The sequence below is a fragment of the Pseudomonas sp. 44 R 15 genome (genome assembly GCF_900004965.1).
In the GTDB taxonomy this organism is placed as follows: Bacteria; Pseudomonadota; Gammaproteobacteria; order Pseudomonadales; family Pseudomonadaceae; genus Aquipseudomonas; species Aquipseudomonas orientalis_A.
In genome coordinates this window covers 36,989-59,309 of record NZ_CVTU01000030.1, presented here as the reverse complement: position 1 = coordinate 59,309, position 22,321 = coordinate 36,989, and the positions used below count along the sequence as shown (strand labels likewise).

The following is a 22,321-nucleotide window of genomic DNA, read 5'->3' as shown; positions in this document are numbered from 1 at the left end:
TTTCAAGTGGGCTGACGACCCTTTCGCGGCCGTCGCCGTACCGCCATCTACTGTGGGAGGGGGCTTGCCCCCGATAGCGGTACATCAGTCGCAACATCAGTGGCTGACACTCCGCCATCGGGGGCAAGCCCCCTCCCACATTTTGATTTGCATGCATCCAGCGCAGTGCTTTACAACCAATGCCAGAACTGGCTCCAGAACCCTCGACCCAACTCATCCTTGCACCCGGCATATTGCCGCGCATACAGCTGCGAACGCGCCTGCACCTTGCTCGCCACCGGCAGTAGCCAGGCTTTGCTGGCGTAGGTGCGCTGGCGGTAGCCGCCCCTACAAAAAATCCTTAAGGCTTGCCCGCGAAGGGGCCTTCGAAACCTGCCAATCAACCGCGCCGAGCAGCACGCTCAAGCAAGTATTCCACCACCGCACCCTGCTCCCCGGCGAACTCGATCCGCGCGCCTTTCTTTTCACGCTGAAACGCGTACATCGGGTCGTAATACTCGCGCAACAAGCCTTCGATCCACACGCGGTGCAGGTCCACTGCCCCGCTGCGTGCCTGTTCCGCCAGGGCGTCCTGCAAAATCGCCTGCAGCCGCTGAAAGCGTTCGCCGCCCAGGCGCTTATGGATATTGGCAAGGCTTTGGGTCAGACGTTCGGCAAAGAGTGCCTGGCCATTTTCACCCAATACCTCAATGAACTCGGCGCACAGGTCGACCACATAATCGCGCAGGATGCGCTCGACGCGACCTTCAACGCTGTCTTCGAGCCACACCATCGGGAATGCCTGCATACCTTTGTGTAACGGCAGCGGCAGCGCGCAGCTGCCGATCATGCGGCTCTCGTCCTCGACCACGAACTGTTCGATGCCCGCCGCGCGTTTTTTCAGCACGTCCACCGCGAGGCGGTTTTCGAAGTCGATAGTGGAAGGCTGCGCCGTGGCGCGCTTGCCGAAGCTGGAGCCGCGATGGTTGGCATGGCCTTCCAGGTCCAGGGCGTTGCGTAACTGACCGAGCACTTCGGTCTTGCCGGTGCCGGTCATGCCGCCGAGCAGCACAAAATCACATTGAGCAGTCGCCTGGTCCAGCGTATCCAGTAGGAAAGTACGCATGGCCTTGTAGCCACCACCGACACGCGGATACTCGATACCCGCTTCGGTTTTCAGCCATTGCTGCACAATCTGCGAGCGCAACCCGCCGCGAAAGCAGTACAGGTAGCCCTGTGGATTGGCCTGGGCGAACTGTGCCCATTGCTCGATACGCACGGCCTTGACCGCCCCCGACACCAGCTCATGGCCCAGCACGATTGCAGCTTGCTGGCCTTGCTGCTTGTAGCAGGTGCCGACCCGCTGGCGCTCTTCGTCGGTCATCAGCGGCAGGTTGACCACGCCGGGGAACGCGCCCTTGGTGAACTCGACCGGCGCGCGGGTATCCATCATCGGCCGGTCGTTGAGGAAAATGTCGCGGTAATCGGTGATATCAGTCGCCATCAAATCACCTCTACCGCGTTGGTCTGTCGCTCAAGCAGTTCGCCAATGGACTCCAGGACCAGGCCCAGTTCAGCGGCCACCGCGTGGAACTCGGCGTCGCCTTCGGGCGTGACGGCGATCAGCAAGCCACCGCTGGTTTGCGGATCGCACAGCACGCGCTTGTGCAGTTCCTGCACGCGCCCGACCTTGCTGGCGTAGCTGTCGAAGTTGCGCAAGGTGCCACCGGGTACGCAGCCCTGGTCCAGGTAGTATTCGACGCCTGGCAAGCGTGGGACTTTTGCATATTCGATGCGGGCCGTGAGGCCGCTGCCGTCGGCCATTTCCACCAGATGTCCGAGCAAGCCGAAACCGGTGACATCGGTCATCGCCGTCACCCCGGCCAGCTTGCCGAAGCGGCTACCGGGTTTGTTGAGGGTACACATCCAGTCGCGGGCCAGGCCGATGTCGGCCTCGCGCAACTTGCCCTTCTTTTCGGCGGTAGTAAGGATGCCGATGCCCAAGGGTTTGGTCAGGTACAGCTTGCACCCTGCGGTGGCGGTGTCGTTGCGCTTCATATGGCGTTTTTGCACGATGCCGGTCACGGCCAGGCCGAAGATCGGTTCCGGCGCGTCAATGGAATGCCCACCCGCCAGCGGAATGCCCGCAGCGTCGCACACCGCACGGCCACCGCGGATCACTTCGCGGGCGATCTCCGGCGCCAGCACATTCACCGGCCAGCCAAGAATGGCAATAGCCATCAACGGGTCGCCGCCCATGGCGTAGATGTCGCTGATGGCGTTAGTGGCGGCAATGCGCCCGAAGTCGAAGGGATCGTCGACAATCGGCATGAAAAAGTCCGTGGTGGATACCACGCCGCGTTCGTCGTCGATGGCGTAAACCGCCGCATCATCGCGTGAAGCGTTGCCCACCCAGAGGTTGGGATCGAGGTTTTGTGCGCCACTGCCGGCCAGAATCACCTCCAGCACCTGAGGCGAGATCTTGCAACCGCAACCCGCACCATGGCTGTACTGCGTAAGTCGAATCTGCTCGCTCATGGGAAACCTCTGACTATCGTGTAGGAAAATTCTACCAGATAGCCAAAAGCCAACCGCGCTCTAATGAACGCGGCCGGCTTTTCAGGTCAAGCGTTACTGCCGGGCAGCAAGCAAACGCGCGTGCCGGTTACGTCGGGCAATGTTCAGGCATTCGATCGCCGCCGAGAACGCCATGGCCGCATACACGTAGCCTTTTGGTACATGGGCGCCAAAGCCTTCGGCGATCAGCGTCATGCCGATCATGATCAGGAAACCCAGGGCCAGCATCACCACGGTCGGGTTGTCGTTGATGAACTTGGCCAAGGGTTCGGCCGCCACCAGCATCACGATGACCGAGGTCACCACGGCAATGATCATGATCGGCAAGTGTTCGGTCATGCCCACTGCCGTGATGATGCTGTCGATCGAGAACACCAGGTCGAGCAGCAGGATCTGCCCGATGGCGGCAGCAAAGCCGATGGCAACCGTATTGCCAACGCTGGCTTTCTCTTCAGGCGCCGGGTCCATGCTGTGGTGGATCTCGGTGGTTGCCTTCCACACCAGGAACAGGCCACCGGCGATCAGGATCATGTCCTTCCACGAAAAGGCCTGGCCGAACACTTCGAACACCGGCGCCGTCAGCTGCACGATAAAGGCAATGGTGCTCAGCAAGCCCAGGCGCAATATCAGCGCCATGCTGATGCCAATGCGCCGCGCCTTGGCCCGATGCTGCTCGGGCAGTTTGTTGGTGAGGATCGAGATGAAGATCAGGTTATCGATGCCCAGCACGATTTCCATGACGATCAAGGTGGCCAGCGCGATCCACGCGGTGGGGCTGGCGGCCAGTTGTAAAAGATAATCCATAGGTCAGTCCTGACGTTGTGCTGGGAAATTAGGTTTCTTGGGTGTTCGATTCAGCGTCTTTTTCTGCCGGGTCGTCCTTTTTCTGCGGACTGATCAAGCCTTGGGTCGCTTCACTCAATGCCTGTTCGGCGGCCTTCTGGGTGTCATCGATGGCTTGCTTGGCCGACTCGGTGGCCTTGCCCAGCACCTGCTGCGCGCTTTTCTCGACCTGATCACAACCGCTGATCATCACCAATGAAAGCGCAAGCAGCGACGCCGCGCCCAGGGAATTGAGTTTCATGATGTATTCCTCGTTAGAACCCCTGGGGCCAAATAGTGGCCCCGCGATAGCGAGGCATTTTATGCAGATGAACAGTTCAGAAAAATTCGTATTTTTCTCAGGTATACTTCGGTTTTTACGAAGTGTAGACGGTGATGCTCAATTATCGACAGTTGCATTACTTCTGGGTGGTGGCGAAGACGGGCAGCATCGTGCGCGCCTGCGAACAACTGAACCTTACGCCCCAAACCATCAGCGGGCAGATCAGCCTGTTGGAACAGACCTTTGGCATCGCCCTGTTTCAGCGCGTAGGGCGCCAGCTGGAGCTGACCGAAGCCGGGCGCCAGGCCCTGCCCTACGCCGAGCAGATGTTCCAGACCGGCAATGAATTGGAGGCGATGCTACGCGCGCAGCCCAATGAGCAGCAGATTGTGTTTCGCGTCGGGGTGGCGGACGTGGTGCCCAAGTCCATCGTGTACCGCCTGATCGCGCCCACCATGGAGCTGAGCGAACCGATCCGCATCACGTGCCGTGAAGACAAACTCGAACGGTTATTGGCCGACCTGGCGATCCAGCGCCTGGACCTGGTGATTTCCGACAGCCCGATGCCTACTCACCTGGACATCAAGGGCTACAGCCAGAAGCTGGGGGAATGCGGCATCAGCTTTTTTGCCACCCACGCGTTGGCCGAGCAACATGGCGGCGCGTTCCCGGCGTGTTTGCACGGCGCACCGTTGTTGATCCCCGGCGCGGAGACCGTGGTGCGCAGCCGTTTGCAGCGCTGGTTCGCCGATCAGCAGATTCAGCCCAGGATCATCGGCGAGTTCGACGACAGCGCCTTGATGCAGGCATTCGGGCAATCCGGCAGCGGCATTTTTATCGCCCCCAGCGTGATCGCCGATGAGGTGGTGCGCCAGTACGGCGTGGCACTGATCGGCCAGACCGACGCGGTGACCGAATCGTTTTACGCCATCTCGGTGGAGCGCAAGGTCAAGCACCCGGGCATCGTGGCGATTACCGAAGGCGCCCGACGCGAACTGTTTACCGCCCTGCCCTGACCACACTGTGGGCGCGATTTGGCAAATCCGACGGTGGCGGTGACGCAATGACGCAGCAAACGGGACTCGTCCTACAGCATGCTAGACTTTGCGCCTGCTTCCTACAGTACTTTCTCCCTGCAATGCTGTGCCCACTAAAAAAACTAGAGACAACCGTTTATGACTGCTGCCCCTTCTCTGCTGCAACGTTTAATGCGCGTCAGCCTGGTCACCCAAATCATCATCGGCCTGATCGCCGGCATTCTGCTGGCCCTGTTGCTGCCAGAGGCCGCCAAGGCCACCGGCTTTATCGGCAAAGTGTTCGTCGCGGCCCTGAAGGCCGTCGCGCCGATCCTGGTGTTCGTGCTGGTGATGGCGTCCATCGCCAATCATAAACACGGCCAGGAAACCCATATCCGACCGATCCTGTTTCTGTATTTGCTGGGTACCTTTGCCGCTGCGGTGGTCGCGGTGGTTGCCAGCATGATGTTCCCGTCTTCCCTGGTCCTGGCTACCCATGACGCCACCGTCAGCGCCCCCGGCGGTATCGGCGAGGTGCTGCAAAGCCTGCTGCTCAGCGTGGTGGATAACCCGGTCAGCGCGCTGATGAATGCCAACTTCATTGGCATCCTGGCCTGGGCCATCGGCATGGGCATTGCCATTCGCCATGCAGGCGACACCACCCGCACCGTGCTCGACGACCTGTCCAATGGCGTAACGCTGATCGTACGGATGGTGATCCGCTTCGCCCCGCTGGGGATCTTCGGCCTGGTCGCCTCGACCCTGGCCACCTCCGGCTTCGGCGCCCTGCTCGGCTATGCCCATCTGCTGGTGGTATTGATCGGCTGCATGCTGTTTGTGGCGCTGGTGATCAACCCGGCCATCGTATTCTGGAAACTGCGTCGCAACCCTTACCCCCTGGTGCTGCTGTGCCTGCGCGAAAGCGGTATCACCGCGTTCTTTACCCGCAGCTCGGCGGCGAATATTCCGGTGAACCTGGCGTTGAGCAAACGCCTGGGCCTGCATGAAGACACGTATTCGGTGTCGATCCCCCTGGGTGCCACGATCAACATGGCCGGTGCGGCAATCACCATCACTGTACTGACGCTGGCAGCCGTGCATACGCTGGGCATCGCCGTGGACATGCCCACCGCCGTACTGCTCAGCGTGGTCGCGGCCATCTGTGCCTGCGGGGCTTCGGGCGTGGCCGGCGGCTCGCTGCTGCTGATTCCGCTGGCGTGCAGTCTGTTCGGCATTCCGAGTGAGATTGCCATGCAGGTGGTGGCTGTCGGCTTCATCATCGGCGTATTGCAGGATTCGGCGGAAACCGCGCTCAACTCGTCCACCGATGTGTTGTTCACCGCAGCGGCGTGTTTGGACAAGGATGCACAGCCGGCTTGAACACCAGCCATTGCGCAACGAGCCGGACGCGGAGCGTCCAGGGCGGCATTCCCACGCAGAGCGTGGGAACGATCATGTCACAGGCTTAGAAAGCGCCCATGTAGTCACGCTTGCCCACTTCCACGCCGTTGTGACGCAACAAGGCGTAAGCGGTGGTGACGTGGAAGAAGAACTGCGGCAGGCCGTAGGTCAGCAGGTAGGACTGGCCGCTGAAGCGCTTCTCTTTCGGGGTGCCCGGGCGAGTGACGATCTCGATGCCTTCCTTGCCGTCGATTTGCTCAGGCTTGATGGTGTCGACAAAGGCCAGCACTTTGGCGATCAACGCTTGCAGGTCGGCGAAGGTGACTTCGCTGTCTTCGTACTTGGGCACTTCAATCTCGGCCAGGCGTGCACTGACACCTTTGGCGAAGTCGACAGCAATCTGTACCTGGCGCACCAGTTGGAACATGTCCGGGAACAGGCGCGCCTGCAGCAAGGCGTTCGGCTCGATGTTTTTGGCGCTGGCGTGGGCTTCGGCCTTGTTCAGCACATCGCTCAGGGCGTTGAGCATTTGCTTGAAGACTGGGATGGAAGCGGCATACAGGGAAATAGTCATGTCAGTCTCACGGTAATGGCAGGGTTGGAACCAGCGACGATTATAGCCATGCCTGCCGCTTGTCTTTTATTTTTTCCGGCTTAGGCTAGTGGATTCACTGCATAGGGAACGCGCGATGACCGCCGAGCACGACACCGACACTTCTGAGCCGCGCCTGAACAGCACGGAAATCCGCGTCCTGGGCTGCCTGATCGAGAAGCAGGCGACCAACCCGGAAACCTATCCCCTGACCCTTAACGCCCTGATGCTGGCCTGTAACCAGAAGACCAGCCGCGAACCGGTGACCAACCTCAGCCAGGGCCAGGTTGGCCAAAGCTTGCGCGTACTGGAAGGCCAGGGTTTTACCCGGCTGGTCATGGGCAGCCGCGCCGACCGCTGGGAACACCGCGTCGACAAGGCGCTGGAACTGGTACCGGCGCAGGTCATCCTGATCGGGCTGTTGTTCCTGCGCGGGCCGCAGACCGTCAACGAGTTGCTGACGCGCAGCGGGCGCATGCATGACTTTGAAGACGCCGAGCAAGTGGTGCATCAGCTGGAACGCCTGATTGCCCGCGGCCTGGCTGTGTTGGTGCCGCGCCAGGCGGGGCAGCGCGAAGATCGGTATACCCATGCGCTGGGCGACCCGGCGGATATCGAAGCGATTATTGCCGCACGCGGGAACCCGGTGGAGCGTGGCGGCGGGGCCGTCGGCGCCGACCGCATTGAAGAGCTGGAAGCGCGGATTGCCGCCCTGGAAGAACGCCTGACACAGTTGGAACAGGCCTGACGAGATTCAATCTTGCGCTAATGCCAATTAGTTAAGCGCACACCACCGTCTGTAGGAGCGATGGGGACGCCTAGCTCTTGCTCGCGAAAAACTCACTGGCATCGCGTTCATTCAGAAAACACGCGTTATCGTTGACGTTTTTCGCGAGCAAGCTCGCTCCTACAAGGCGTCAGCTCCGGGCGAAGGCCACCGCCGCCTGGAACTGCTCCTGCGTAGGGCGCACGCCGGTATACAGCACAAACTGCTCCAGCGCCTGGATCGCAATCACTTCAAGCCCGGTAATCACCCGCTTGCCCTTGGCACGCGCACGCACGATCAACGGTGTTTCAGCAGGGATCGCGACGACATCGAACACCGTCTCGGCGTTGTCCACGGCCTCGGCCGCAAATGCCAGCTGATCCGCTTCCGCCCCGCCGCTCATGCCGATCGGTGTCACATTCACCAGCAGTTGCGGGCGTAACTCGCCCAACTCAGCCTGCCATGCGTACCCCAGGTTCTGCGACAGGGCCCTGCCCGCCGCTTCGTTGCGCGCCACGATCACACCCTTGGCGTAACCGCCATCGCGTAAGGCACTGGCTACGGCCTTGGCCATGCCGCCGCTGCCGCGCAGGGCGAAGCTCGAATCTTTGGGCACCTGATGCTTTTTCAGCAGCTGCTCGACGGCGATGTAATCGGTGTTGTAGGCCTTTAGACGGCCGTCGGTGTTGACGATGGTGTTCAACGAATCGATGGCTTGAACCGAATCGTCAAGTTCGTCCACTAAAGCGATGGCAGCTTCCTTGAACGGCATGGACACGCCACAGCCGCGAATGCCCAGCGCTCGTATGCCGCCGATCGCGCCAGGCAAGTCCTGGCTGCTGAAGGCTTTATAGTAGAAATTCAGGCCCAGTTGCTCATACAGATGGTTATGGAAACGCAGGCCGAAATTTCCGGGACGTGCCGACAGTGACATGCACAGCCGGGTGTCCTTGTTGGGGTGCATCTGCATGGGTAACTCCTTGAGGTAAGCAAATCGGTACAGACCTTACACAACCTTTACCTATTGGCTGTGCTGTTTTTTAGAAATACGTTGTCTTAAAAGTATCCCCGCGACAATCCTTGAGTCTATTGATTGCAGACCACAAGCGCAGGGGCTAACCGAGGAAAGATCATGATGCGTAAAGTCCCCAGGATTGCTTTGCTTATTGGCGCACTCGCTATGGCAGGCCAAGCTTCCGCTCACGGTGGTGGGTGGGGCGGCCCGGCCGTGTTGGGTGCGATTGTCGGTGCAGCCGTCGTCGGCTCCGTGGTTGCCAGCCAGCCTCGTGAGGTCTATGTACAGCAACAACCGGTGTACGTGCAGCCGCAGCCGGTGTATGCCGCTCCGCCGCCGGTCTACTACGCGCCGCCACCACCGGTGTACGTGCAGCAACAGGTCTATTACCGCCCGGCGCCCGTCTATTACGGCCCGCCACGGGGTTATGGCTACTATGGCCCGCCCCACGGCTACTATCGCCACGGCTGGTAACCGCCGATCGGTGCACACGCCACAGGCCTCGCCCACACGCGGGGCCTTTTTTTGCGGCAAAGTCTGGATTTATGCTGCCAAGGTCGTTGTGAGGACAATGCTTGAGCGCCGATCCCACATCATCAGGTTGGGATCGCCTCTTGATCGACTCATACAAACGCTGTCATGTTTGTGTCACCAAGCCGTCTCAGTATTGATTCTGTCCACTCAATAACAATTAAGGACGATGGACCATGCCCACGCAAAATCCGCACCGCACCGCTGGCCTCTGCACGTCCAGCAAGGTCTACAGCGCCTTGACCGAACTCAAGCACCTGGAAGGCCACCGCAGCGCAAAGTTCCTGGCATTGCTGGCCGAAAGCCTGGTGCGCAAAGGCTTGCTCAGCGAACAGGAAGTGGTGCACATGCTCGATCAGGTGGTGGACTGACGCCTGGCATTGATGTCGACTATCGAGCCAGGTGATTTTTCCTCGGCGCCGGCGCACCGTAAGGTGACCTCCATAACGTTTGGAGGTACTTATGCCCACTGTTCAGATCATGTCCGTCATCGGCAGCGCCGTTCCCGCCCCTCTTCGCAAGCGCGGCCTGCTCGCCTGCTGGTACGTGGTAAGCGATGGCGAGCCCATCAGCGGCCCGCTCACCTCATTATCCGACGCCAAGATGCAACGCCAGCTGGCAGCCGGCTACAGGCTTGAAGCCTAGGGCAGCGGCAGCTTGACGCGTGGCTTGGTTTCGACAAACAACGCCCAGCAGGATATGAACAGCGCCGCGACCAGCGGCCCGATCACGAAACCATTGAGGCCAAACACCGACAGCCCGCCCAGGGTCGAGATCAGGATCAGGTAATCCGGCATCTTGGTGTCCTTGCCCACCAGGATCGGGCGCAGCACATTGTCCACCAGGCCGATCACGAACACGCCGAACAAGGCCAGCACAACGCCCTGCCAGATCGAACCGCTCAACAGGAAGTACGCGGCCACCGGTCCCCAGACAATCCCGGCGCCCACCGCAGGCAGCAGGGACAGAAACGCCATCAATACCGCCCAGAGCAACGCGCTGGGAATATCCAGAAACCAGAAGATCAAGCCCCCCAGCGCACCCTGGGTGACAGCCACCAGCACGTTGCCCTTGACCGTAGCCCGCACCACCCGATTGAACTTGAGTTGCAGGCGACGCTTTTGCGGCTCGGCCAGCGGCACCGCCGTGCGCACCTTGCGTACCAGCTCCGGGCCGTCGCGCAGCAGGAAAAACAGCAGGTACAGCATGATGAAGAAGCTCACCAGGAAATCGAACGTGCCCTGGCCGAAGCTGAATGCCTGGGAGGCGAAGAACTGGCTGCCCTGCATCGCGCCCTTGACCACCTTCTCGCGCAGGCCTTCCAGGTTGCCCATGCCGAAACGGTCCAGCAGGTGCTGGAAATACGGCGGCAGGAAATGCTTGAACTGCTCGATATAACCGGCCACATCCAACTTGCCGCTTTCGACGTTTTTATAGAGCGTGGCGCCCTCTTGCACCAGCAAGGCGCTGGTAATGATCACCGGCAAAATCGCGATCACCAGGCACACCAGCAAGGTGGTCAGGGACGTCAGGTTGCGGTTCCAGCCAAAGCGCTGCTGCAGGCGGCGCTGCATGGGCGCAAAGATGATGCCGAGGATCACCGCCCAGAACACCGCGCCGTAGAACGGCAGCAATATCCAGATAAAGGCGACCGTGACCAGGGCCAGCAGTAACAACAAGGTTTTGAATTGCAGATTGGTTTGATTCATGTCCGATCCATGTCAGAAAAGCAGAGCGCGCATGTGCGCCCTGCTGCTTAGTCCGCTGCCAGCGCTGCGAGTGCCATCTTTGTTGCAAGGGTAGACGCAGATCAATCGTGCTGATGCGCGACCTCTGACGTCGCACCGGGTAAATAAATCCAGGCCTCCACCCTCTCTCCACACAACCTCCCACAAACATCCATGCGCGTTGTACACACTCAGCCCTTCCCCGCCTTGAACAGCAACGGCACCCCAAGGAGTTGATATGTCTTTCAATACTGGCCTTAGCGGTCTGCACGCCGCCAACAAGCAGATGGACGTGACGGGCAATAACATCGCCAACGTCGCGACCACAGGCTTCAAGTCCTCCCGTGCGGAATTCGCCGACATCTATGCCGCCTCCAAACTGGGTACCGGCCAGAACAGCATCGGCAACGGGGTGAACCTGGCGACCGTGTCTCAGCAGTTCACTCAAGGCGACGTCAACGGCAGCGGCGGCATCCTCGACATGGCGATCCAGGGCAGTGGTTTCTTCGTCCAGAAAGGCAGCGACGGTTCGCTGGCCTACACCCGCAGCGGTGCCTTCCGTGCCGACAAAGACGGCTACATCACCAACAACACGGGCACCTCGCGCCTGCAAGGCTACGCGGCGGATGCCGATGGCAAGATCATCAAGCGTGGCCTGACCGACCTGCAACTGAACCTGTCGAACCTGCCGCCGAAGGCCTCCACCAAGGTGGACTCCACCAGTAACCTGAACGCCTCGGAACGGGTGATCGACCAGGCGGCCAAGCCATTCAACCCGACCGACACCAGCACCTTTACCACTCAATACAGCACGACGTTGTACGACGCCCAGGGCAACGCGCACCCGATGGTGCAGTACCTGGTGAAAACCGACGGCAACAAGTGGAACGCCTACACCTTGATTGACGGTCGCAACCCTGATGGTTCGGCGCCAACCGGCACGCCATCGACCCCACCGGTGCCGTCGACATTGACCTTTGACGGTGCAGGCAGGCTCACCAGCGTGGTAACCGCAGGCGTATCCGATAAAATCCTGACCATTACCGGCTGGGTCCCTGGCACTGTGACGAGAGGTGTGTGGAAAGCAAACGGCGCGACTGCCAATCCGACCGGGATCGCCATCAACATCGCCAACACCACCCAATACAATTCGGCCACTTATCGCAACCCGCCGTTCACCGACGGCTATGCCACTGGCCAGATCACCGGCCTTAAAATCGACGGCAACGGGGTACTGTTCGCCACGTTCAGTAACCAGCAGAGCAAGGCTGTGGGCCAGATATCGCTGGCGAGCTTCAACAACGAACAAGGCCTGCAGCCTGGCGGCAGCACGACCTGGCGAGAGACCTTCGCTTCGGGCCAACCCGGTTACGACGCCCCGCAAACCGGTACGCTGGGTTCGATCAAGGCCAACGCCCTGGAAAACTCCAACGTCAACCTGACCAACGAGTTGGTCGACCTGATCAAGGCCCAGAGCAACTATCAGGCGAACGCAAAAACCATCTCGACCGAAAGCACCATCCTCAAGACATTGATTCAGATGAGCTGATGCCGTACAGCCTGTGAACTTCTCACGCATTGCCGCGTAAAAAAGCGGTGGAGCCAAGCCTGGAGTGATCAGATCCTGAACTGACCGACCAACTGCCCCAGGCGTTGACCCAAATCCGCCAGGCTGCGGGACGTCTGGGCGCCGAGTCGGGTTTCATCGGCCACGCTGTCCACCGCCCCCGCAATCTGGTGCACGCTGCGGTTGATTTCCTCGGCCACGGCGGTTTGCTCTTCGGCGGCGCTGGCGATCTGCGCGTTCATGGCGTTGATGGTGCCGATCAACTGCGCCATGGTGTCCAGCGATGCTCCGGCCTGGTTGGCCTGGGCCGAGGTGCCGTCACCGGCATCGCTGGAGCGGCGCATGGCGTCCACGGCGGCTTCGGTGCCTTTTTGCAGGCGGTCGATCATGCCCTGGATTTCCTGGGTGCTGGTCTGGGTGCGGCTGGCCAGGGCGCGCACTTCATCAGCGACCACGGCAAAGCCGCGCCCGGCCTCCCCGGCACGCGCAGCTTCAATCGCCGCGTTCAGCGCGAGCAGGTTGGTTTGTTCGGCAATCGAGCGGATCACACTGAGTACGCTGACAATCGACGACACATCCTGCTGCAAGCTGTCGAGGGACACCCCGCTGCTGCGGATATCGCTCACCAGCGCATGAATCTGCGCGATGCTGCCGTCCACGACGCGCTTGGCGGCCTGGCCCTCGGCATCGGTCTGCTGCGCGGCAACGGCGGCGCCCTGGGCACTGCGCGCCACTTCATGGGCGGCGGACGACATCTGATTGATCGCGGTGGCGACCTGGTCGGTTTCGTGACGCTGACGCTCCATGGCGGTTTCCGAGCGCTGGGCTTGCTCGGACACCTGGCTCACCAGGCCGGTGAGTTGCGCGGTCATTTCGGTGATCTGGCGGACCAGGCCGTGAATCTTGTCGACAAAGCGGTTGAACGCGCCGGCCAGGTCGCCGAGTTCGTCCTGGCTGGTAATGGCCAGGCGGCGTGTCAAGTCACCTTCGCCGGCGGCGATATCGTCGAGGTTGGCCTTCATCAGGCTCAGTGGGCGCAGAATGGTGTTGGCCACCAGCAGGCCGACAGCGGCGATCACCAGCAACACCACGGCGGCCACACCGAGAATGCTCAACAGCACGCCCTCCATGCGCGCGTGGACCTTGGCCTCGACCACTGCGACCTGGGCTTCGATGCCATCCAGGTTGACCGAGGTGCCGATGACCATGTCCCACTTGGGCAGGTATTCGGTGTAACCGAGCTTGGGCACCAACTCGGTCTGGCCGGGCTGGGTCGAGCTGTATTGCAGGTAGTGGGTGCCATCCTTGCCGACTTTGACCAGGTCGCGGTTGACGTAGACGCCGTTGGGGTCGCGGTTATCCTTGAAGCTCTTGCCCACGCCGTCCGGGCTGTTGCCCTTGAACAGGCGGATGGTCTCGGAATCGTAGCCGAAGAAGTAGCCGTCCTTGCCATAGCCGGTGTTGGACAGCAACTTGACCACCTGCGCCCGCGCCGCCGTATCGCCGGGGGCAGCGGCGTCGTAGAGCGGTTTGATGGTGGTCATGGCCACTTCGACATAACCCTGCAGGGTAGCCTTGGCATCGTTGAGCAGGCGCTGGCGGGTTTCATCCACCTCGTTGCGCGCCTGGCCCTGCAGCATCCACACGGTGGTCAGGCTGATGACCAGGGCGAACAGCAACACCGGCACGACGGCAAGGGACAGGACTTTGGCCTTGAGGCTCAGACGCATGGCTTTTCTCTCTTATTAGGGGCGACTTGAGAGGTTAGCGGCCAAATGCGTCATTTCTGTAGGAGCGAGCTTACTCGCGAAGGTCGTCAACGATAACGCGTGCATTCTGGATGAACGCGTTATCTGGGCGTTTTTCGCGAGCAAGCTCGCTCCTACAGTGAGGTGAGGGAGCTGATGTCAGAGCGTCATCGCCGCCAGCCAGCCAAACGCCAGCAGCGGCAGGTTGTAGTGCAGGAAAGTCGGCACCACGGTGTCCCAGATATGATGGTGCTGGCCGTCGATATTCAGGCCGGAGGTCGGGCCGAGTGTGGAATCGGAGGCCGGTGAACCGGCGTCGCCCAACGCGCCGGCGGTGCCGACGATACACACGATCGCCACCGGGCTGAAGCCCAGTTGCACACACAACGGTACGAAAATCGCGGCCAGGATCGGCACCGTGGAAAACGACGAACCGATGCCCATGGTCACCAACAGCCCCACCAGCAGCATCAACAACGCCCCGACTCCACGGCTATGGCCGATGAACGCCGCCGAGGTTTCCACCAGGGAGCGCACATCACCGGTGGCCTTGAGCACTTCGGCAAAGCCCGACGAGGCGATCATGATGAAGCCGATCATCGCCATCATCTTCATGCCTTCGGTGAACAGGTCATCGGTCTCGCGCCAGCGCACGATGCCCGACACCGAGAAAATCAGGAACCCGGCCAACGCGCCGATGATCATCGAGTCCAGCCACAGTTGAATGATGAACGCCGAGGCAATCGCCAGGCCGGCCACCAGCAGGGTCAATGGGTTGTACTGCACCGCCACCTGCTCGACACGCTCGATTTTTTCCAGGTCGTACACGCGTTTTCGGCGATAGCTGATAAACACCGCCACCAGCAGCCCGACCACCATGCCCAGCGCAGGCAGGCTCATGGCATGGGTCACGTTGACCTGGCTGATGTCCACACCGCTCTTGGCCACGTTGGCCAGCAGGATCTGGTTGAGGAAGATATTGCCGAAGCCCACCGGCAGGAACATGTACGGCGTGATCAAGCCGAACGTCATGACGCAAGCGATCAGGCGGCGATCCAGTTGCAGCTTGGTCAGCACATATAACAACGGCGGCACCAGCAGCGGGATGAACGCGATGTGGATGGGCAGGATGTTCTGTGAAGCGATCGCCACCGCCCCGAGCAGGCCGATCAGCAGCCATTTGACGTGGTTGCCGCCGCTGGCTTCCTGGCGATCGACCAGCAGCAGCGCTTTGTCCGCCAAGGCATGTGCCAGGCCGGACTTGGCAATCGCCACCGCGAAAGCGCCGAGCAAGGCGTAGGACAAAGCCACCGTCGCACCGCCGCCCAAACCGCTGTTAAACGCCTTGAGCGTGGCGTCGATCCCCAGCCCTCCGGTCAAGCCGCCCACCAGGGCGCCCACAATAATGGCGATGACCACATGCACACGGGACAGGCTGAGCACCAGCATGGTGCCGACCGCGGCGATAACAGCGTTAATCATGGTTACCTCAAGACAGAAACATAAAAGACAGGCATGCCCGCGCCGCAGCGGCCATTGAAGGCGCTGCCGGCGTACGGGCTCAAAGAGGTCTTATTAGAGGGCCCGCACTTTGCAGCAGCCGGCCGGCCATGTCAAAAAGCTGTGACCCTGGGCAGGTTTAAATTGACTGTTTGAATAAAGAAAAAACGCGCGCAGCCGATAACGGTGTCTCTATGTGTATTCATGTAAGGATGTCCCGATGTCGCTCAGGCAGCTCTCCATTCAATGGAAAATTACCCTGCTCGCGGGCCTGTGCCTGCTGGGGATCGTGACCCTGCTGGTGGGTCTGTCGCTGTACCGAATGGCGCAGAGTTCCGAGCAGGTCAAGGCGTCCAGCATGCAGATGCTCGATGAAGCCGCCCAGGCGCGTATCGAGGCGCAAGGTGAAGTGCAGGCGCTGGGCATTCGCCAGCAGTTCATGGATGCCTACCAGTACGGCCATGGGTTTTCCCGCCAGGTGCTGTTTTTGCGCGAACAGGCGGAAAAACGCTTCCTGGATGCCTTCGACACCCGCGAAGACCTGACTCGTCAGGTCCGCGCCGCGCTGCAGGCCAACCCCGACCTGCTGGGTTTGTCCCTGGTATTTGAAGCCAATGCGCTGGATGGCAAGGATGAGCTGTTCGCCAACCAGGCGGAGCTGGGCAGTAACGACAAAGGCCGCTTCGCCCTGTACTGGTCGCAGCCGACGCCCGGCAAAATCACCTCCATGGCGCTGCCCGAAAGCGACATGACCGACACGTCCATCGGCCCCAGCGGCGAAAAAGCCAACGCCTGGTTCACCTGCCCGCGCACCACCCTCAAGCCCTGCGTGATCGAACCTTACTTTTATGTGATCGACGGGCAGAACGTGCTGATGACCAGCATCGTCTTCCCGCTGATGGTCAACGGCAAGGTCATTGCCTCGTTGTCGGTGGACATCAATCTCAACAGCTTGCAGGCCGTGAGCCAACAGGCCAGCCAGAAGCTCTACGACGGCCAGGCCCACGTCAGCATTCTGAGCCCCACCGGCTTGCTCGCGGGCTACAGCCCGGACGCCAGCAAACTCAGTCAACGCCTGGACCAGGTCGACCCCGACAGCGGCGCACAGTTGATCAGTGCCCTGGCGAGCGGCACACAGATCCGCAGTCTGCGCACCGACCACCAACTCAAAGTGCTGGCGCCCTTTGCCCCGATCCCGGACGGCAAGCCATGGGGCGTGCTGCTGGACGTACCGAAAAAAGTCCTGGTGGCCCCGGCCGAGGCGCTCAAGGCCCAGTTGGATGCCGACAATACCCAGGGCACCCTGCTCGAACTTGGCCTGGGCCTGCTGGCCGCCGTGGTCGGTTTGATCCTGGTGTGGCTGATGGCGCGCAGCGTGACTCGGCCGATCCTCGGCGTGGCACATATGCTCGAGGACATCGCCAGCGGCGAAGGCGACCTGACCCGCCGCCTGGCCTACGACAAACAGGACGAACTGGGCCAACTGGCCGGCTGGTTCAACCGTTTCCTCGACAAGCTGCAGCCGATCATCGCCGAGGTCAAACAATCGGTGCAGGACGCCCGTGGCACCGCCGACCGATCCGCCGCGATCGCCAGCGAAACCAGCGCCGGCATGGAGCAGCAGTATCGTCAGGTTGACCAGGTGGCCACGGCCTCCCACGAAATGAGCGCCACCGCCCAGGACGTCGCCCGCAGCGCAGCCCAGGCAGCGCAAGCGGCCCGCGATGCCGACCAGTCCACCCGCGACGGCCTGACCGTGATCGATCAGACCACCAACAACATCGGCCTGCTGGCGGCTGACATGAGCACTGCCATGACCCAGGTTGAAGGCCTGGCGAGCAACAGCGAAAAAATCGGCTCGGTGCTGGAAGTGATTCGCGGCATCGCCGAGCAGACCAACCTGCTGGCGCTCAATGCCGCCATCGAGGCCGCCCGCGCCGGTGAGGCCGGCCGGGGTTTTGCCGTGGTGGCCGACGAAGTGCGCAACCTGGCACGACGCACCCAGGAATCGGTGGAAGAAACCCGCGTCGTGATCGAGCAATTGCAAAGCGGCACCCAGGAAGTCGTCGGTGCCATGGGCAACAGCTATCGTCAGGCTCAAGGCAGTGTCGAGCAGGTCGGCCAGGCGGTCACCGCACTGCGCCAGATCGGTGACGCCGTCACCGTGATCAGCGACATGAACCTGCAAATCGCCAGCGCCGCCGAAGAGCAAAGCGCCGTGGCCGAGGAGATCAACAACAACGTGGCGACAATTCGCGACGTGACCGAGTCGCTGTCGGAACAAGCCAATGAATCGGCGCGCGTGAGCCGGGCGTTGAACAACCTGGCGAATCAGCAGCAGGGGTTGATGGATCAGTTCCGGGTGTAACGACGCTGGTCCAATGTAGGAGCGAGCTTGCTCGCGAAAAACGTCAACGATAACGCGTGCTTTCTGAATGAACGCGGTGCCTGTAAGTTTTTCGCGAGCAAGCTCGCTCCTACAGACGGCGATGCCCCCACCCTAACCACGATGCGAAGCGAGCCGCTTTTGATCTTGATCTCAGGCGCCCCGTTAAACCACGCTGGCCGAACGCAGGCTTGAATCCGTGGGTAACCCGGCAGGACGCCGGGTTAGCCGCCCCGCGCCATGGATGGCGCGTGGCGGCGGCCCACGGATTCAAGCCTGCGTTCGGGCACACCGAGCCTAAGCGAGGTGCCGAGTGGTGGGGCAAGAGCGTTTTGCTTACTTTTGCGCTTTTCAAAAGTGAGCCGCCGTCAGGGCGGAACCCTAAGTAGCCGTGACCGCAGAAACGGATATGTACTCGGTCTGATCCAACACCCTGGTCGGCCCAGAGGCCGCCATCGGGGGCAAGCCCCCTCCCACATTGGATTGTGGAGCATCAGTAAGATAGTCATAGGCTGACAAGTAGCAACGGGGGGGCAAGTCGAATCGTCGCACCACCCCTCCCACAGTTTTAGATTGGCACTACCGCCTGGGCAATTCGATCAGCACCTTGAGCCCACCCAGCTCACTTTCCTGCAACTGCAGCACCCCGCCCCACACTTCAACAATATCGCGCACAATGCCCAGCCCCAGGCCGTGGCCATCAATCTGTTCATCCAGGCGTGCGCCACGGCTGAACACCTGCTCACGCTGGATCTCCGGAATGCCCGGGCCATCGTCTTCGACCGCCAGCCGATAGGCGTGCGGCGCCTCACTCACGCTCAGTCGAACTTCGGCATCCGCCCATTTACACGCGTTGTCCAGCAGGTTGCCGAGCAGCTCCAGCAAATCTTCCCGGTCCCAGGGCAGTTGCAGGCCCGGGGCGACGTGGTAGCTGAGGTCCAGGTGTTCGCCGTGGATCATGCGCAGGGTGGCCAATAGCCCCGGCAGTTCCTTTTCACAGTCAAACAACGCCCCCGGCAAGGTTTCACCGGCCAGGCGCGCGCGATTGAGCTCGCGGTTGAGGCGCTGCTGCACCTGTTCAAGCTGATCGCGCAATAACTTGCTCAACTGCGGCTGATCCCTGAGCGCCTCGCTTGACGCGGCACTCAGCATCACCGCCAACGGGGTCTTCAGCGCGTGCCCCAGGTTGCCCAGGGCATTGCGCGAGCGTTTGAGGCTGTCTTCGGTGTGCGCCAGCAAATGGTTGATCTGCGCCACCAGCGGCTCCAGCTCCGCCGGCACCTGGGTGTCCAGTTGCGAACGCTGGCCCTGTTGCAACTGAGCAATCTGATTGCGCGCGGTTTCCAGCGGGCGCAAGGCGCGGCGTACGGTGATGCGCTGCAATACCAACACCACCAGCAAGGCCGCCAGCCCCAGTACCAGGCCGATCTGGCGCATCAGGCGGAAACTTTCCCGCACCGGCGTGTAGTCCTGCGCCACGCTGATGGAGATCGACTGGCCGAAGCGTTTGTAGTCCGAGCGCAATACCAACAGTTTCTGGCCTTCAGGCCCCAGTTGCAGGTTGCCCTTGAGACCGGCCTCGGGAAGCGTCGGCAGTTCCTGGTCCCACAATGAGCGGGAGCGCCAGTGCGTATCGGCAAAATCAATGCGGAAATAGTGCCCCGAGAATGGCCGTTGATAGGCCGGTGACAGGCGCTGCTCGTCCAACTGCACACCGTTGGGTCCACGCACCAGCGCCACCAGCAGGTTCTCGCTGTCATTGCGCAGCCCGGCCTCCAGATAGCGCTGCAATCCGGCCTCGAACAGCCACAGGCTGGTTTGCGCCAGCACCACGCCGACGATCACCATCACGCTGATCAACCCCAGGCTCAAGCGCCGCTGGATCGACTTCATGCAGGGCTGGCGCCAAACCGGTAACCCTGGCCGCGCCGGGTTTCGATCACACTGCGTCCCAGTTTGCGGCGCAGATGGTTGACGTGGACTTCCAGCACGTTGGAATCGCGCTCGGTCTCGCCATCATAGAGATGCTCGGCCAGATGGCTTTTGGACAGGATCTGTTCGGGGTGCAGCATGAAATAGCGCAACAGGCGGAACTCGGCGGCCGTGAGCTGGATCTCGTCACCGTCGCGCAGCACGCACTGGCGGCCTTCGTCCAGGTGCAGACCGGCGGCCTGCAGGGTCGGTTGGTTGGCATGCCCGTGGGCCCGGCGCAACAACGCCTGGATGCGCAGGTGCAGCTCTTCGGGGTGAAAAGGCTTGCTCAGGTAATCATCGGCACCGGCCTTGAGCCCCTCGATGCGTTCCGCCCAGGAATCACGCGCCGTCAGCACCAGCACCGGCGTGGCCAGGCCTGCCGCGCGCCATTGCCCCAGCACCTCGAGCCCCGGCAAGCCCGGCAGGCCAAGGTCGAGGATGATAAGGTCATAGGGCTCGCTGCGGCCCTGGTACGCCGCGTCGCGTCCATCGGCCAGCCAATCGACCGCATAGCCCTGACGCTGCAGGCCGGCCAGCAGCTCATCGGCCAGCGGGACGTTGTCTTCCACCAAAAGCAGGCGCATCAGTCTTCCTTATCCTTGATCAAGGTACCGTTGGTGGCGTCGAGCTTGATTTCGCGCACGACGCCTTCGGTGGTCACCAGTTCCACTTCATAGGCGTATTGGCCATGCTTGAGCTCCAACTCCGCCTCCAGCAGCCGGCCTCCCGGGTAGCGTGACATCGCCTTATGCAACAGGAGCTCCAGCGGCAGGATCACGCCCTGCTGCCGCAGCGCCAAGGCTTCATCCTGATTGAGGTCGCGAGCGGCCAGGCTTGAGCAAAAGGCCAAGAGCGCCAGCAGCACCAGACTACCGGCGCGTCGATATAGCGTCATTACGTGTCCTGATGATTCTTGAGAACGTGCCCGGTGAGCGCGTCCAATTCAACGTCCCATTCAAGGCCGTGGGCATCTTCCAGCTCGATCTGGTAGATGTACTTGCCGTATTCCTCGTCCAGGTCGGTGCCCAGCAAGGTCGACCCCGGATGCAAGCCCAAGGCGGTGGCTTCAAGCTGATCGAAGGCGACAATTGTAACAGTGCCAGGCAATTTCAGTGGTTTGTCGGGGTCCATTGCCCAGGCCGGCGTGACCGAGAACGCAATGATACCGGCGGCGACCAGCGCTGTGAGGCGCTTCATGATAAGTCTCCGTTTCAGGATGTTTTTCCTACGAATGATCACGGTACGCGCGGCAACTTAATTGAAACTGAATTGCCACCATGGCAATTTCCCGCAGAAGTGAGCTTGCTCCTGCAATCGCTCTGACAGAGAACGGTATGACCGCTATTCACATCAAGTTCCCCGCCCTGACGCTCAGGGCCGGCAAACGCGCCTTTGCGCGCATTCGCGAGCAAGGTCTTGCACCTGCCGACGTTGGCATTCTCCCGGGTGCGGCCGGCGGCCCCAAGGCGCTGGGCATCCAGGGCCTGGACCTGGCGCTGTTCGGCGACTGGCTGGCGCGCATGCCTCGGGAGCGCGCGCTGATCGGTGCGTCCATCGGTTCCTGGCGGTTTGCCAGCGCTTGCCTGCCCGACCCGGTGCAAGGCTTGCTCGACCTGGGCCGCCTGTACAACGAACAGCGTTTCGCCAAAGGCGTGACCATGGCCGAAGTCAGCCAGAGCTGCCGGCGCATGCTCGACGACCTGCTGGCCGGCCGTGATGCACAGGTGCTGAACCACCCCGACTACCGCCTGAACATCATGGTGGTGAAAAGCCATGGCCTGCTCGCCGATGACCATCGAGGCCGGCTGGGCCTGGGCCTGTCATCGGTGATTGCCGACAACCTGCGCGGCCGCGCACGACTGTCGCGGCATTTCGAACGCCTGATCATCCACGATCCCCGCCAGGCGCCTCCGGTGCACGCGCTGGAGGATTTCCCGTCGCGCTTCCTTGAACTGCAAATGGGCAACCTGCGCCAGGCGCTGCTGGCATCCGGCTCGATTCCCATGGTGATGCAAGGCGTGCGCGACCTGCCCGGCGCAGGCGTTGGCACCTACCGCGACGGCGGCCTGCTGGACTACCACCTCGACCTGCCCTACTGCGGCGACGATATCGTGCTGTACCCGCATTTCACCGACCGCGTCATTCCGGGCTGGTTCGACAAAGGCCTGCCGTGGCGGCGCAGCAACCCACAGGGGTTGCAGGATGTCCTGCTGCTGGCACCGTCAAGGGACTACCTGGCCCGCCTGCCCCACGGTAAATTGCCGGACCGCAGCGACTTCAAGCGCTTCATGGGCGACGACGCGAGCCGCAACGCCTACTGGCAGACGGCAATGAGCGAGAGTCGACGGCTGGGCGATGAGTTCCTGCAGTTGGCGGACAACGGTGGCCTGGGCGAGCGTTTGCAAGCACTTTGACCCGGCGGTATGCGCGGCGGCGG

22 protein-coding genes and 3 pseudogenes are annotated in these 22,321 nt (G+C 61.5%); 10 read left to right on the top strand and 15 right to left on the bottom strand.

All coding sequences use genetic code 11. The features are described from left to right. Positions 1-170: 170 nt before the first annotated feature. From BFP93_RS29070 to BFP93_RS02485, 5 genes and pseudogenes are all read right to left on the bottom strand, one after another. Positions 171-326, bottom strand: a pseudogene (locus tag BFP93_RS29070) (hypothetical protein); the annotation flags it as partial. A 53-nt stretch (positions 327-379) separates the two neighbouring features. Further along, positions 380-1,483, bottom strand: a complete 1,104-nt coding sequence (gene mnmH / locus BFP93_RS02500) for a tRNA 2-selenouridine(34) synthase MnmH (protein WP_065891832.1) — start codon at positions 1,481-1,483, stop codon at positions 380-382. Next, entirely contained in the window at positions 1,483-2,517 is a 1,035-nt protein-coding gene (gene selD, locus BFP93_RS02495) for a selenide, water dikinase SelD (protein WP_065891831.1), read from the bottom strand. The genes mnmH and selD overlap by 1 nt, the downstream gene beginning before the upstream one ends. 93 nt (positions 2,518-2,610) lie before the next feature. Then, positions 2,611-3,360, bottom strand: a complete 750-nt coding sequence (locus BFP93_RS02490) for a TerC family protein (protein WP_065884069.1) — start codon at positions 3,358-3,360, stop codon at positions 2,611-2,613. 28 nt (positions 3,361-3,388) lie between these two features. Next, complete coding sequence (locus BFP93_RS02485; protein ID WP_065891830.1) at positions 3,389-3,640, bottom strand: hypothetical protein; 252 nt, start codon at positions 3,638-3,640, stop codon at positions 3,389-3,391. Between the two features lie 134 nt (positions 3,641-3,774). On the opposite strand from BFP93_RS02485, the gene nhaR reads away from it, so the two are divergent. Both nhaR and sstT read left to right on the top strand, forming a co-directional pair. After that, a complete protein-coding gene (gene nhaR / locus BFP93_RS02480; protein WP_065884067.1) occupies positions 3,775-4,677 on the top strand; it encodes a transcriptional activator NhaR in 903 nt (300 codons plus the stop codon). Between the two features lie 159 nt (positions 4,678-4,836). Next, positions 4,837-6,057, top strand: a complete 1,221-nt coding sequence (gene sstT, locus BFP93_RS02475) for a serine/threonine transporter SstT (protein WP_065891829.1) — start codon at positions 4,837-4,839, stop codon at positions 6,055-6,057. An 85-nt stretch (positions 6,058-6,142) separates the two neighbouring features. Here sstT and BFP93_RS02470 read toward each other — a convergent pair whose 3' ends face one another. Next, a complete protein-coding gene (locus BFP93_RS02470; RefSeq protein WP_057726249.1) occupies positions 6,143-6,652 on the bottom strand; it encodes a DUF1993 domain-containing protein in 510 nt (169 codons plus the stop codon). Between the two features lie 115 nt (positions 6,653-6,767). Between BFP93_RS02470 and BFP93_RS02465 the strand changes: the two genes are divergently transcribed. Then, on the top strand, positions 6,768-7,418 hold the full coding sequence (locus BFP93_RS02465; protein WP_065891828.1) for a YceH family protein: 651 nt from the start codon (positions 6,768-6,770) through the stop codon (positions 7,416-7,418). A 169-nt stretch (positions 7,419-7,587) separates the two neighbouring features. On the opposite strand, the gene BFP93_RS02460 is transcribed toward BFP93_RS02465, so the two are convergent. Then, positions 7,588-8,406, bottom strand: coding sequence for a shikimate 5-dehydrogenase (locus tag BFP93_RS02460; RefSeq protein WP_065891827.1), 819 nt, complete (start codon positions 8,404-8,406; stop codon positions 7,588-7,590). A gap of 165 nt (positions 8,407-8,571) precedes the next feature. Here BFP93_RS02460 and BFP93_RS02455 point away from each other — a divergent pair, with 165 nt between their 5' ends. The 3 genes from BFP93_RS02455 to BFP93_RS02445 all read left to right on the top strand — a co-directional run bounded on the left by BFP93_RS02455 (position 8,572) and on the right by BFP93_RS02445 (position 9,627). Next, the gene (locus tag BFP93_RS02455; RefSeq protein WP_065884089.1) at positions 8,572-8,925 is read left to right on the top strand and encodes a hypothetical protein; all 354 of its coding nucleotides are present in this window, start codon (positions 8,572-8,574) and stop codon (positions 8,923-8,925) included. 233 nt (positions 8,926-9,158) lie between these two features. Continuing rightward, a complete protein-coding gene (locus tag BFP93_RS02450) occupies positions 9,159-9,353 on the top strand; it encodes a hypothetical protein (RefSeq protein ID WP_057726255.1) in 195 nt (64 codons plus the stop codon). A gap of 91 nt (positions 9,354-9,444) precedes the next feature. Further along, the gene (locus BFP93_RS02445; RefSeq protein ID WP_065891826.1) at positions 9,445-9,627 is read left to right on the top strand and encodes a hypothetical protein; all 183 of its coding nucleotides are present in this window, start codon (positions 9,445-9,447) and stop codon (positions 9,625-9,627) included. On the opposite strand, the gene BFP93_RS02440 is transcribed toward BFP93_RS02445, so the two are convergent. Further along, complete coding sequence (locus BFP93_RS02440; RefSeq protein ID WP_065891825.1) at positions 9,624-10,691, bottom strand: AI-2E family transporter; 1,068 nt, start codon at positions 10,689-10,691, stop codon at positions 9,624-9,626. The genes BFP93_RS02445 and BFP93_RS02440 overlap by 4 nt on opposite strands. A 256-nt stretch (positions 10,692-10,947) precedes the next feature. Between BFP93_RS02440 and flgE the strand changes: the two genes are divergently transcribed. Beyond that, positions 10,948-12,258 (top strand): flagellar hook protein FlgE, encoded by a 1,311-nt coding sequence (flgE, locus tag BFP93_RS02435; protein WP_065891824.1) that lies wholly within the window; start codon positions 10,948-10,950, stop codon positions 12,256-12,258. A 68-nt stretch (positions 12,259-12,326) separates the two neighbouring features. Here the strand turns inward: flgE and BFP93_RS29540 are convergent, their stop codons facing one another. The 3 genes and pseudogenes from BFP93_RS29540 to BFP93_RS02425 all read right to left on the bottom strand — a co-directional run bounded on the left by BFP93_RS29540 (position 12,327) and on the right by BFP93_RS02425 (position 15,503). After that, positions 12,327-13,082, bottom strand: a complete 756-nt coding sequence (locus BFP93_RS29540) for a methyl-accepting chemotaxis protein (RefSeq protein WP_370737768.1) — start codon at positions 13,080-13,082, stop codon at positions 12,327-12,329. A gap of 102 nt (positions 13,083-13,184) precedes the next feature. After that, a pseudogene (locus tag BFP93_RS29535) lies at positions 13,185-13,916 on the bottom strand (cache domain-containing protein); the annotation flags it as partial. Positions 13,917-14,183: 267 nt separating this feature from the next. Beyond that, on the bottom strand, positions 14,184-15,503 hold the full coding sequence (locus tag BFP93_RS02425) for a Na+/H+ antiporter family protein (protein WP_163001645.1): 1,320 nt from the start codon (positions 15,501-15,503) through the stop codon (positions 14,184-14,186). Between the two features lie 241 nt (positions 15,504-15,744). Between BFP93_RS02425 and BFP93_RS29530 the strand changes: the two are divergent. Then, a pseudogene (locus BFP93_RS29530) lies at positions 15,745-17,034 on the top strand (HAMP domain-containing protein); the annotation flags it as partial. 102 nt (positions 17,035-17,136) lie between these two features. Continuing rightward, entirely contained in the window at positions 17,137-17,892 is a 756-nt protein-coding gene (locus BFP93_RS29525; protein WP_370737767.1) for a methyl-accepting chemotaxis protein, read from the top strand. A gap of 597 nt (positions 17,893-18,489) precedes the next feature. Here BFP93_RS29525 and BFP93_RS02410 read toward each other — a convergent pair. Genes BFP93_RS02410 through BFP93_RS02395 form a run of 4 tightly spaced genes read right to left on the bottom strand, consistent with a single transcriptional unit; the run spans position 18,490 to position 21,081 of the window. Then, the gene (locus tag BFP93_RS02410) at positions 18,490-19,803 is read right to left on the bottom strand and encodes a sensor histidine kinase (RefSeq protein ID WP_065891819.1); all 1,314 of its coding nucleotides are present in this window, start codon (positions 19,801-19,803) and stop codon (positions 18,490-18,492) included. Beyond that, on the bottom strand, positions 19,800-20,468 hold the full coding sequence (locus BFP93_RS02405) for a response regulator transcription factor (protein WP_065884046.1): 669 nt from the start codon (positions 20,466-20,468) through the stop codon (positions 19,800-19,802). Before BFP93_RS02405 ends, BFP93_RS02410 begins: the two co-directional genes overlap by 4 nt. Next, positions 20,468-20,779 (bottom strand): PepSY domain-containing protein, encoded by a 312-nt coding sequence (locus BFP93_RS02400; RefSeq protein ID WP_057726271.1) that lies wholly within the window; start codon positions 20,777-20,779, stop codon positions 20,468-20,470. The genes BFP93_RS02405 and BFP93_RS02400 overlap by 1 nt, the downstream gene beginning before the upstream one ends. Then, a complete protein-coding gene (locus BFP93_RS02395; RefSeq protein WP_065891818.1) occupies positions 20,779-21,081 on the bottom strand; it encodes a PepSY domain-containing protein in 303 nt (100 codons plus the stop codon). The genes BFP93_RS02400 and BFP93_RS02395 overlap by 1 nt, the downstream gene beginning before the upstream one ends. Before the next feature lie 137 nt (positions 21,082-21,218). On the opposite strand from BFP93_RS02395, the gene BFP93_RS02390 reads away from it, so the two are divergent. Beyond that, positions 21,219-22,298 (top strand): patatin-like phospholipase family protein, encoded by a 1,080-nt coding sequence (locus tag BFP93_RS02390; protein WP_065891817.1) that lies wholly within the window; start codon positions 21,219-21,221, stop codon positions 22,296-22,298. The last annotated feature ends 23 nt before the right edge of the window (positions 22,299-22,321 follow it).

What these genes read in the sequence shown, in the direction of transcription:
- BFP93_RS02470 (WP_057726249.1), bottom strand. Translation starts at nt 6,652, where the DNA reads ATGACTATTTCCCTGTATGCCGCTTCCATCCCAGTCTTCAAGCAAATG.
- BFP93_RS02465 (WP_065891828.1), top strand. Translation starts at nt 6,768, where the DNA reads ATGACCGCCGAGCACGACACCGACACTTCTGAGCCGCGCCTGAACAGC.
- mnmH (WP_065891832.1), bottom strand. Translation starts at nt 1,483, where the DNA reads ATGGCGACTGATATCACCGATTACCGCGACATTTTCCTCAACGACCGG.
- BFP93_RS02460 (WP_065891827.1), bottom strand. Translation starts at nt 8,406, where the DNA reads ATGCAGATGCACCCCAACAAGGACACCCGGCTGTGCATGTCACTGTCG.
- BFP93_RS29540 (WP_370737768.1), bottom strand. Translation starts at nt 13,082, where the DNA reads ATGGAGCGTCAGCGTCACGAAACCGACCAGGTCGCCACCGCGATCAAT.
- BFP93_RS02455 (WP_065884089.1), top strand. Translation starts at nt 8,572, where the DNA reads ATGCGTAAAGTCCCCAGGATTGCTTTGCTTATTGGCGCACTCGCTATG.
- BFP93_RS02440 (WP_065891825.1), bottom strand. Translation starts at nt 10,691, where the DNA reads ATGAATCAAACCAATCTGCAATTCAAAACCTTGTTGTTACTGCTGGCC.
- BFP93_RS02405 (WP_065884046.1), bottom strand. Translation starts at nt 20,468, where the DNA reads ATGCGCCTGCTTTTGGTGGAAGACAACGTCCCGCTGGCCGATGAGCTG.
- BFP93_RS02395 (WP_065891818.1), bottom strand. Translation starts at nt 21,081, where the DNA reads ATGAAGCGCCTCACAGCGCTGGTCGCCGCCGGTATCATTGCGTTCTCG.
- BFP93_RS02490 (WP_065884069.1), bottom strand. Translation starts at nt 3,360, where the DNA reads ATGGATTATCTTTTACAACTGGCCGCCAGCCCCACCGCGTGGATCGCG.
- nhaR (WP_065884067.1), top strand. Translation starts at nt 3,775, where the DNA reads ATGCTCAATTATCGACAGTTGCATTACTTCTGGGTGGTGGCGAAGACG.
- BFP93_RS02390 (WP_065891817.1), top strand. Translation starts at nt 21,219, where the DNA reads ATGACCGCTATTCACATCAAGTTCCCCGCCCTGACGCTCAGGGCCGGC.
- BFP93_RS02400 (WP_057726271.1), bottom strand. Translation starts at nt 20,779, where the DNA reads ATGACGCTATATCGACGCGCCGGTAGTCTGGTGCTGCTGGCGCTCTTG.
- BFP93_RS02445 (WP_065891826.1), top strand. Translation starts at nt 9,445, where the DNA reads ATGCCCACTGTTCAGATCATGTCCGTCATCGGCAGCGCCGTTCCCGCC.
- selD (WP_065891831.1), bottom strand. Translation starts at nt 2,517, where the DNA reads ATGAGCGAGCAGATTCGACTTACGCAGTACAGCCATGGTGCGGGTTGC.
- BFP93_RS02485 (WP_065891830.1), bottom strand. Translation starts at nt 3,640, where the DNA reads ATGAAACTCAATTCCCTGGGCGCGGCGTCGCTGCTTGCGCTTTCATTG.
- BFP93_RS02450 (WP_057726255.1), top strand. Translation starts at nt 9,159, where the DNA reads ATGCCCACGCAAAATCCGCACCGCACCGCTGGCCTCTGCACGTCCAGC.
- sstT (WP_065891829.1), top strand. Translation starts at nt 4,837, where the DNA reads ATGACTGCTGCCCCTTCTCTGCTGCAACGTTTAATGCGCGTCAGCCTG.
- BFP93_RS29525 (WP_370737767.1), top strand. Translation starts at nt 17,137, where the DNA reads ATGGAGCAGCAGTATCGTCAGGTTGACCAGGTGGCCACGGCCTCCCAC.
- flgE (WP_065891824.1), top strand. Translation starts at nt 10,948, where the DNA reads ATGTCTTTCAATACTGGCCTTAGCGGTCTGCACGCCGCCAACAAGCAG.
- BFP93_RS02410 (WP_065891819.1), bottom strand. Translation starts at nt 19,803, where the DNA reads ATGAAGTCGATCCAGCGGCGCTTGAGCCTGGGGTTGATCAGCGTGATG.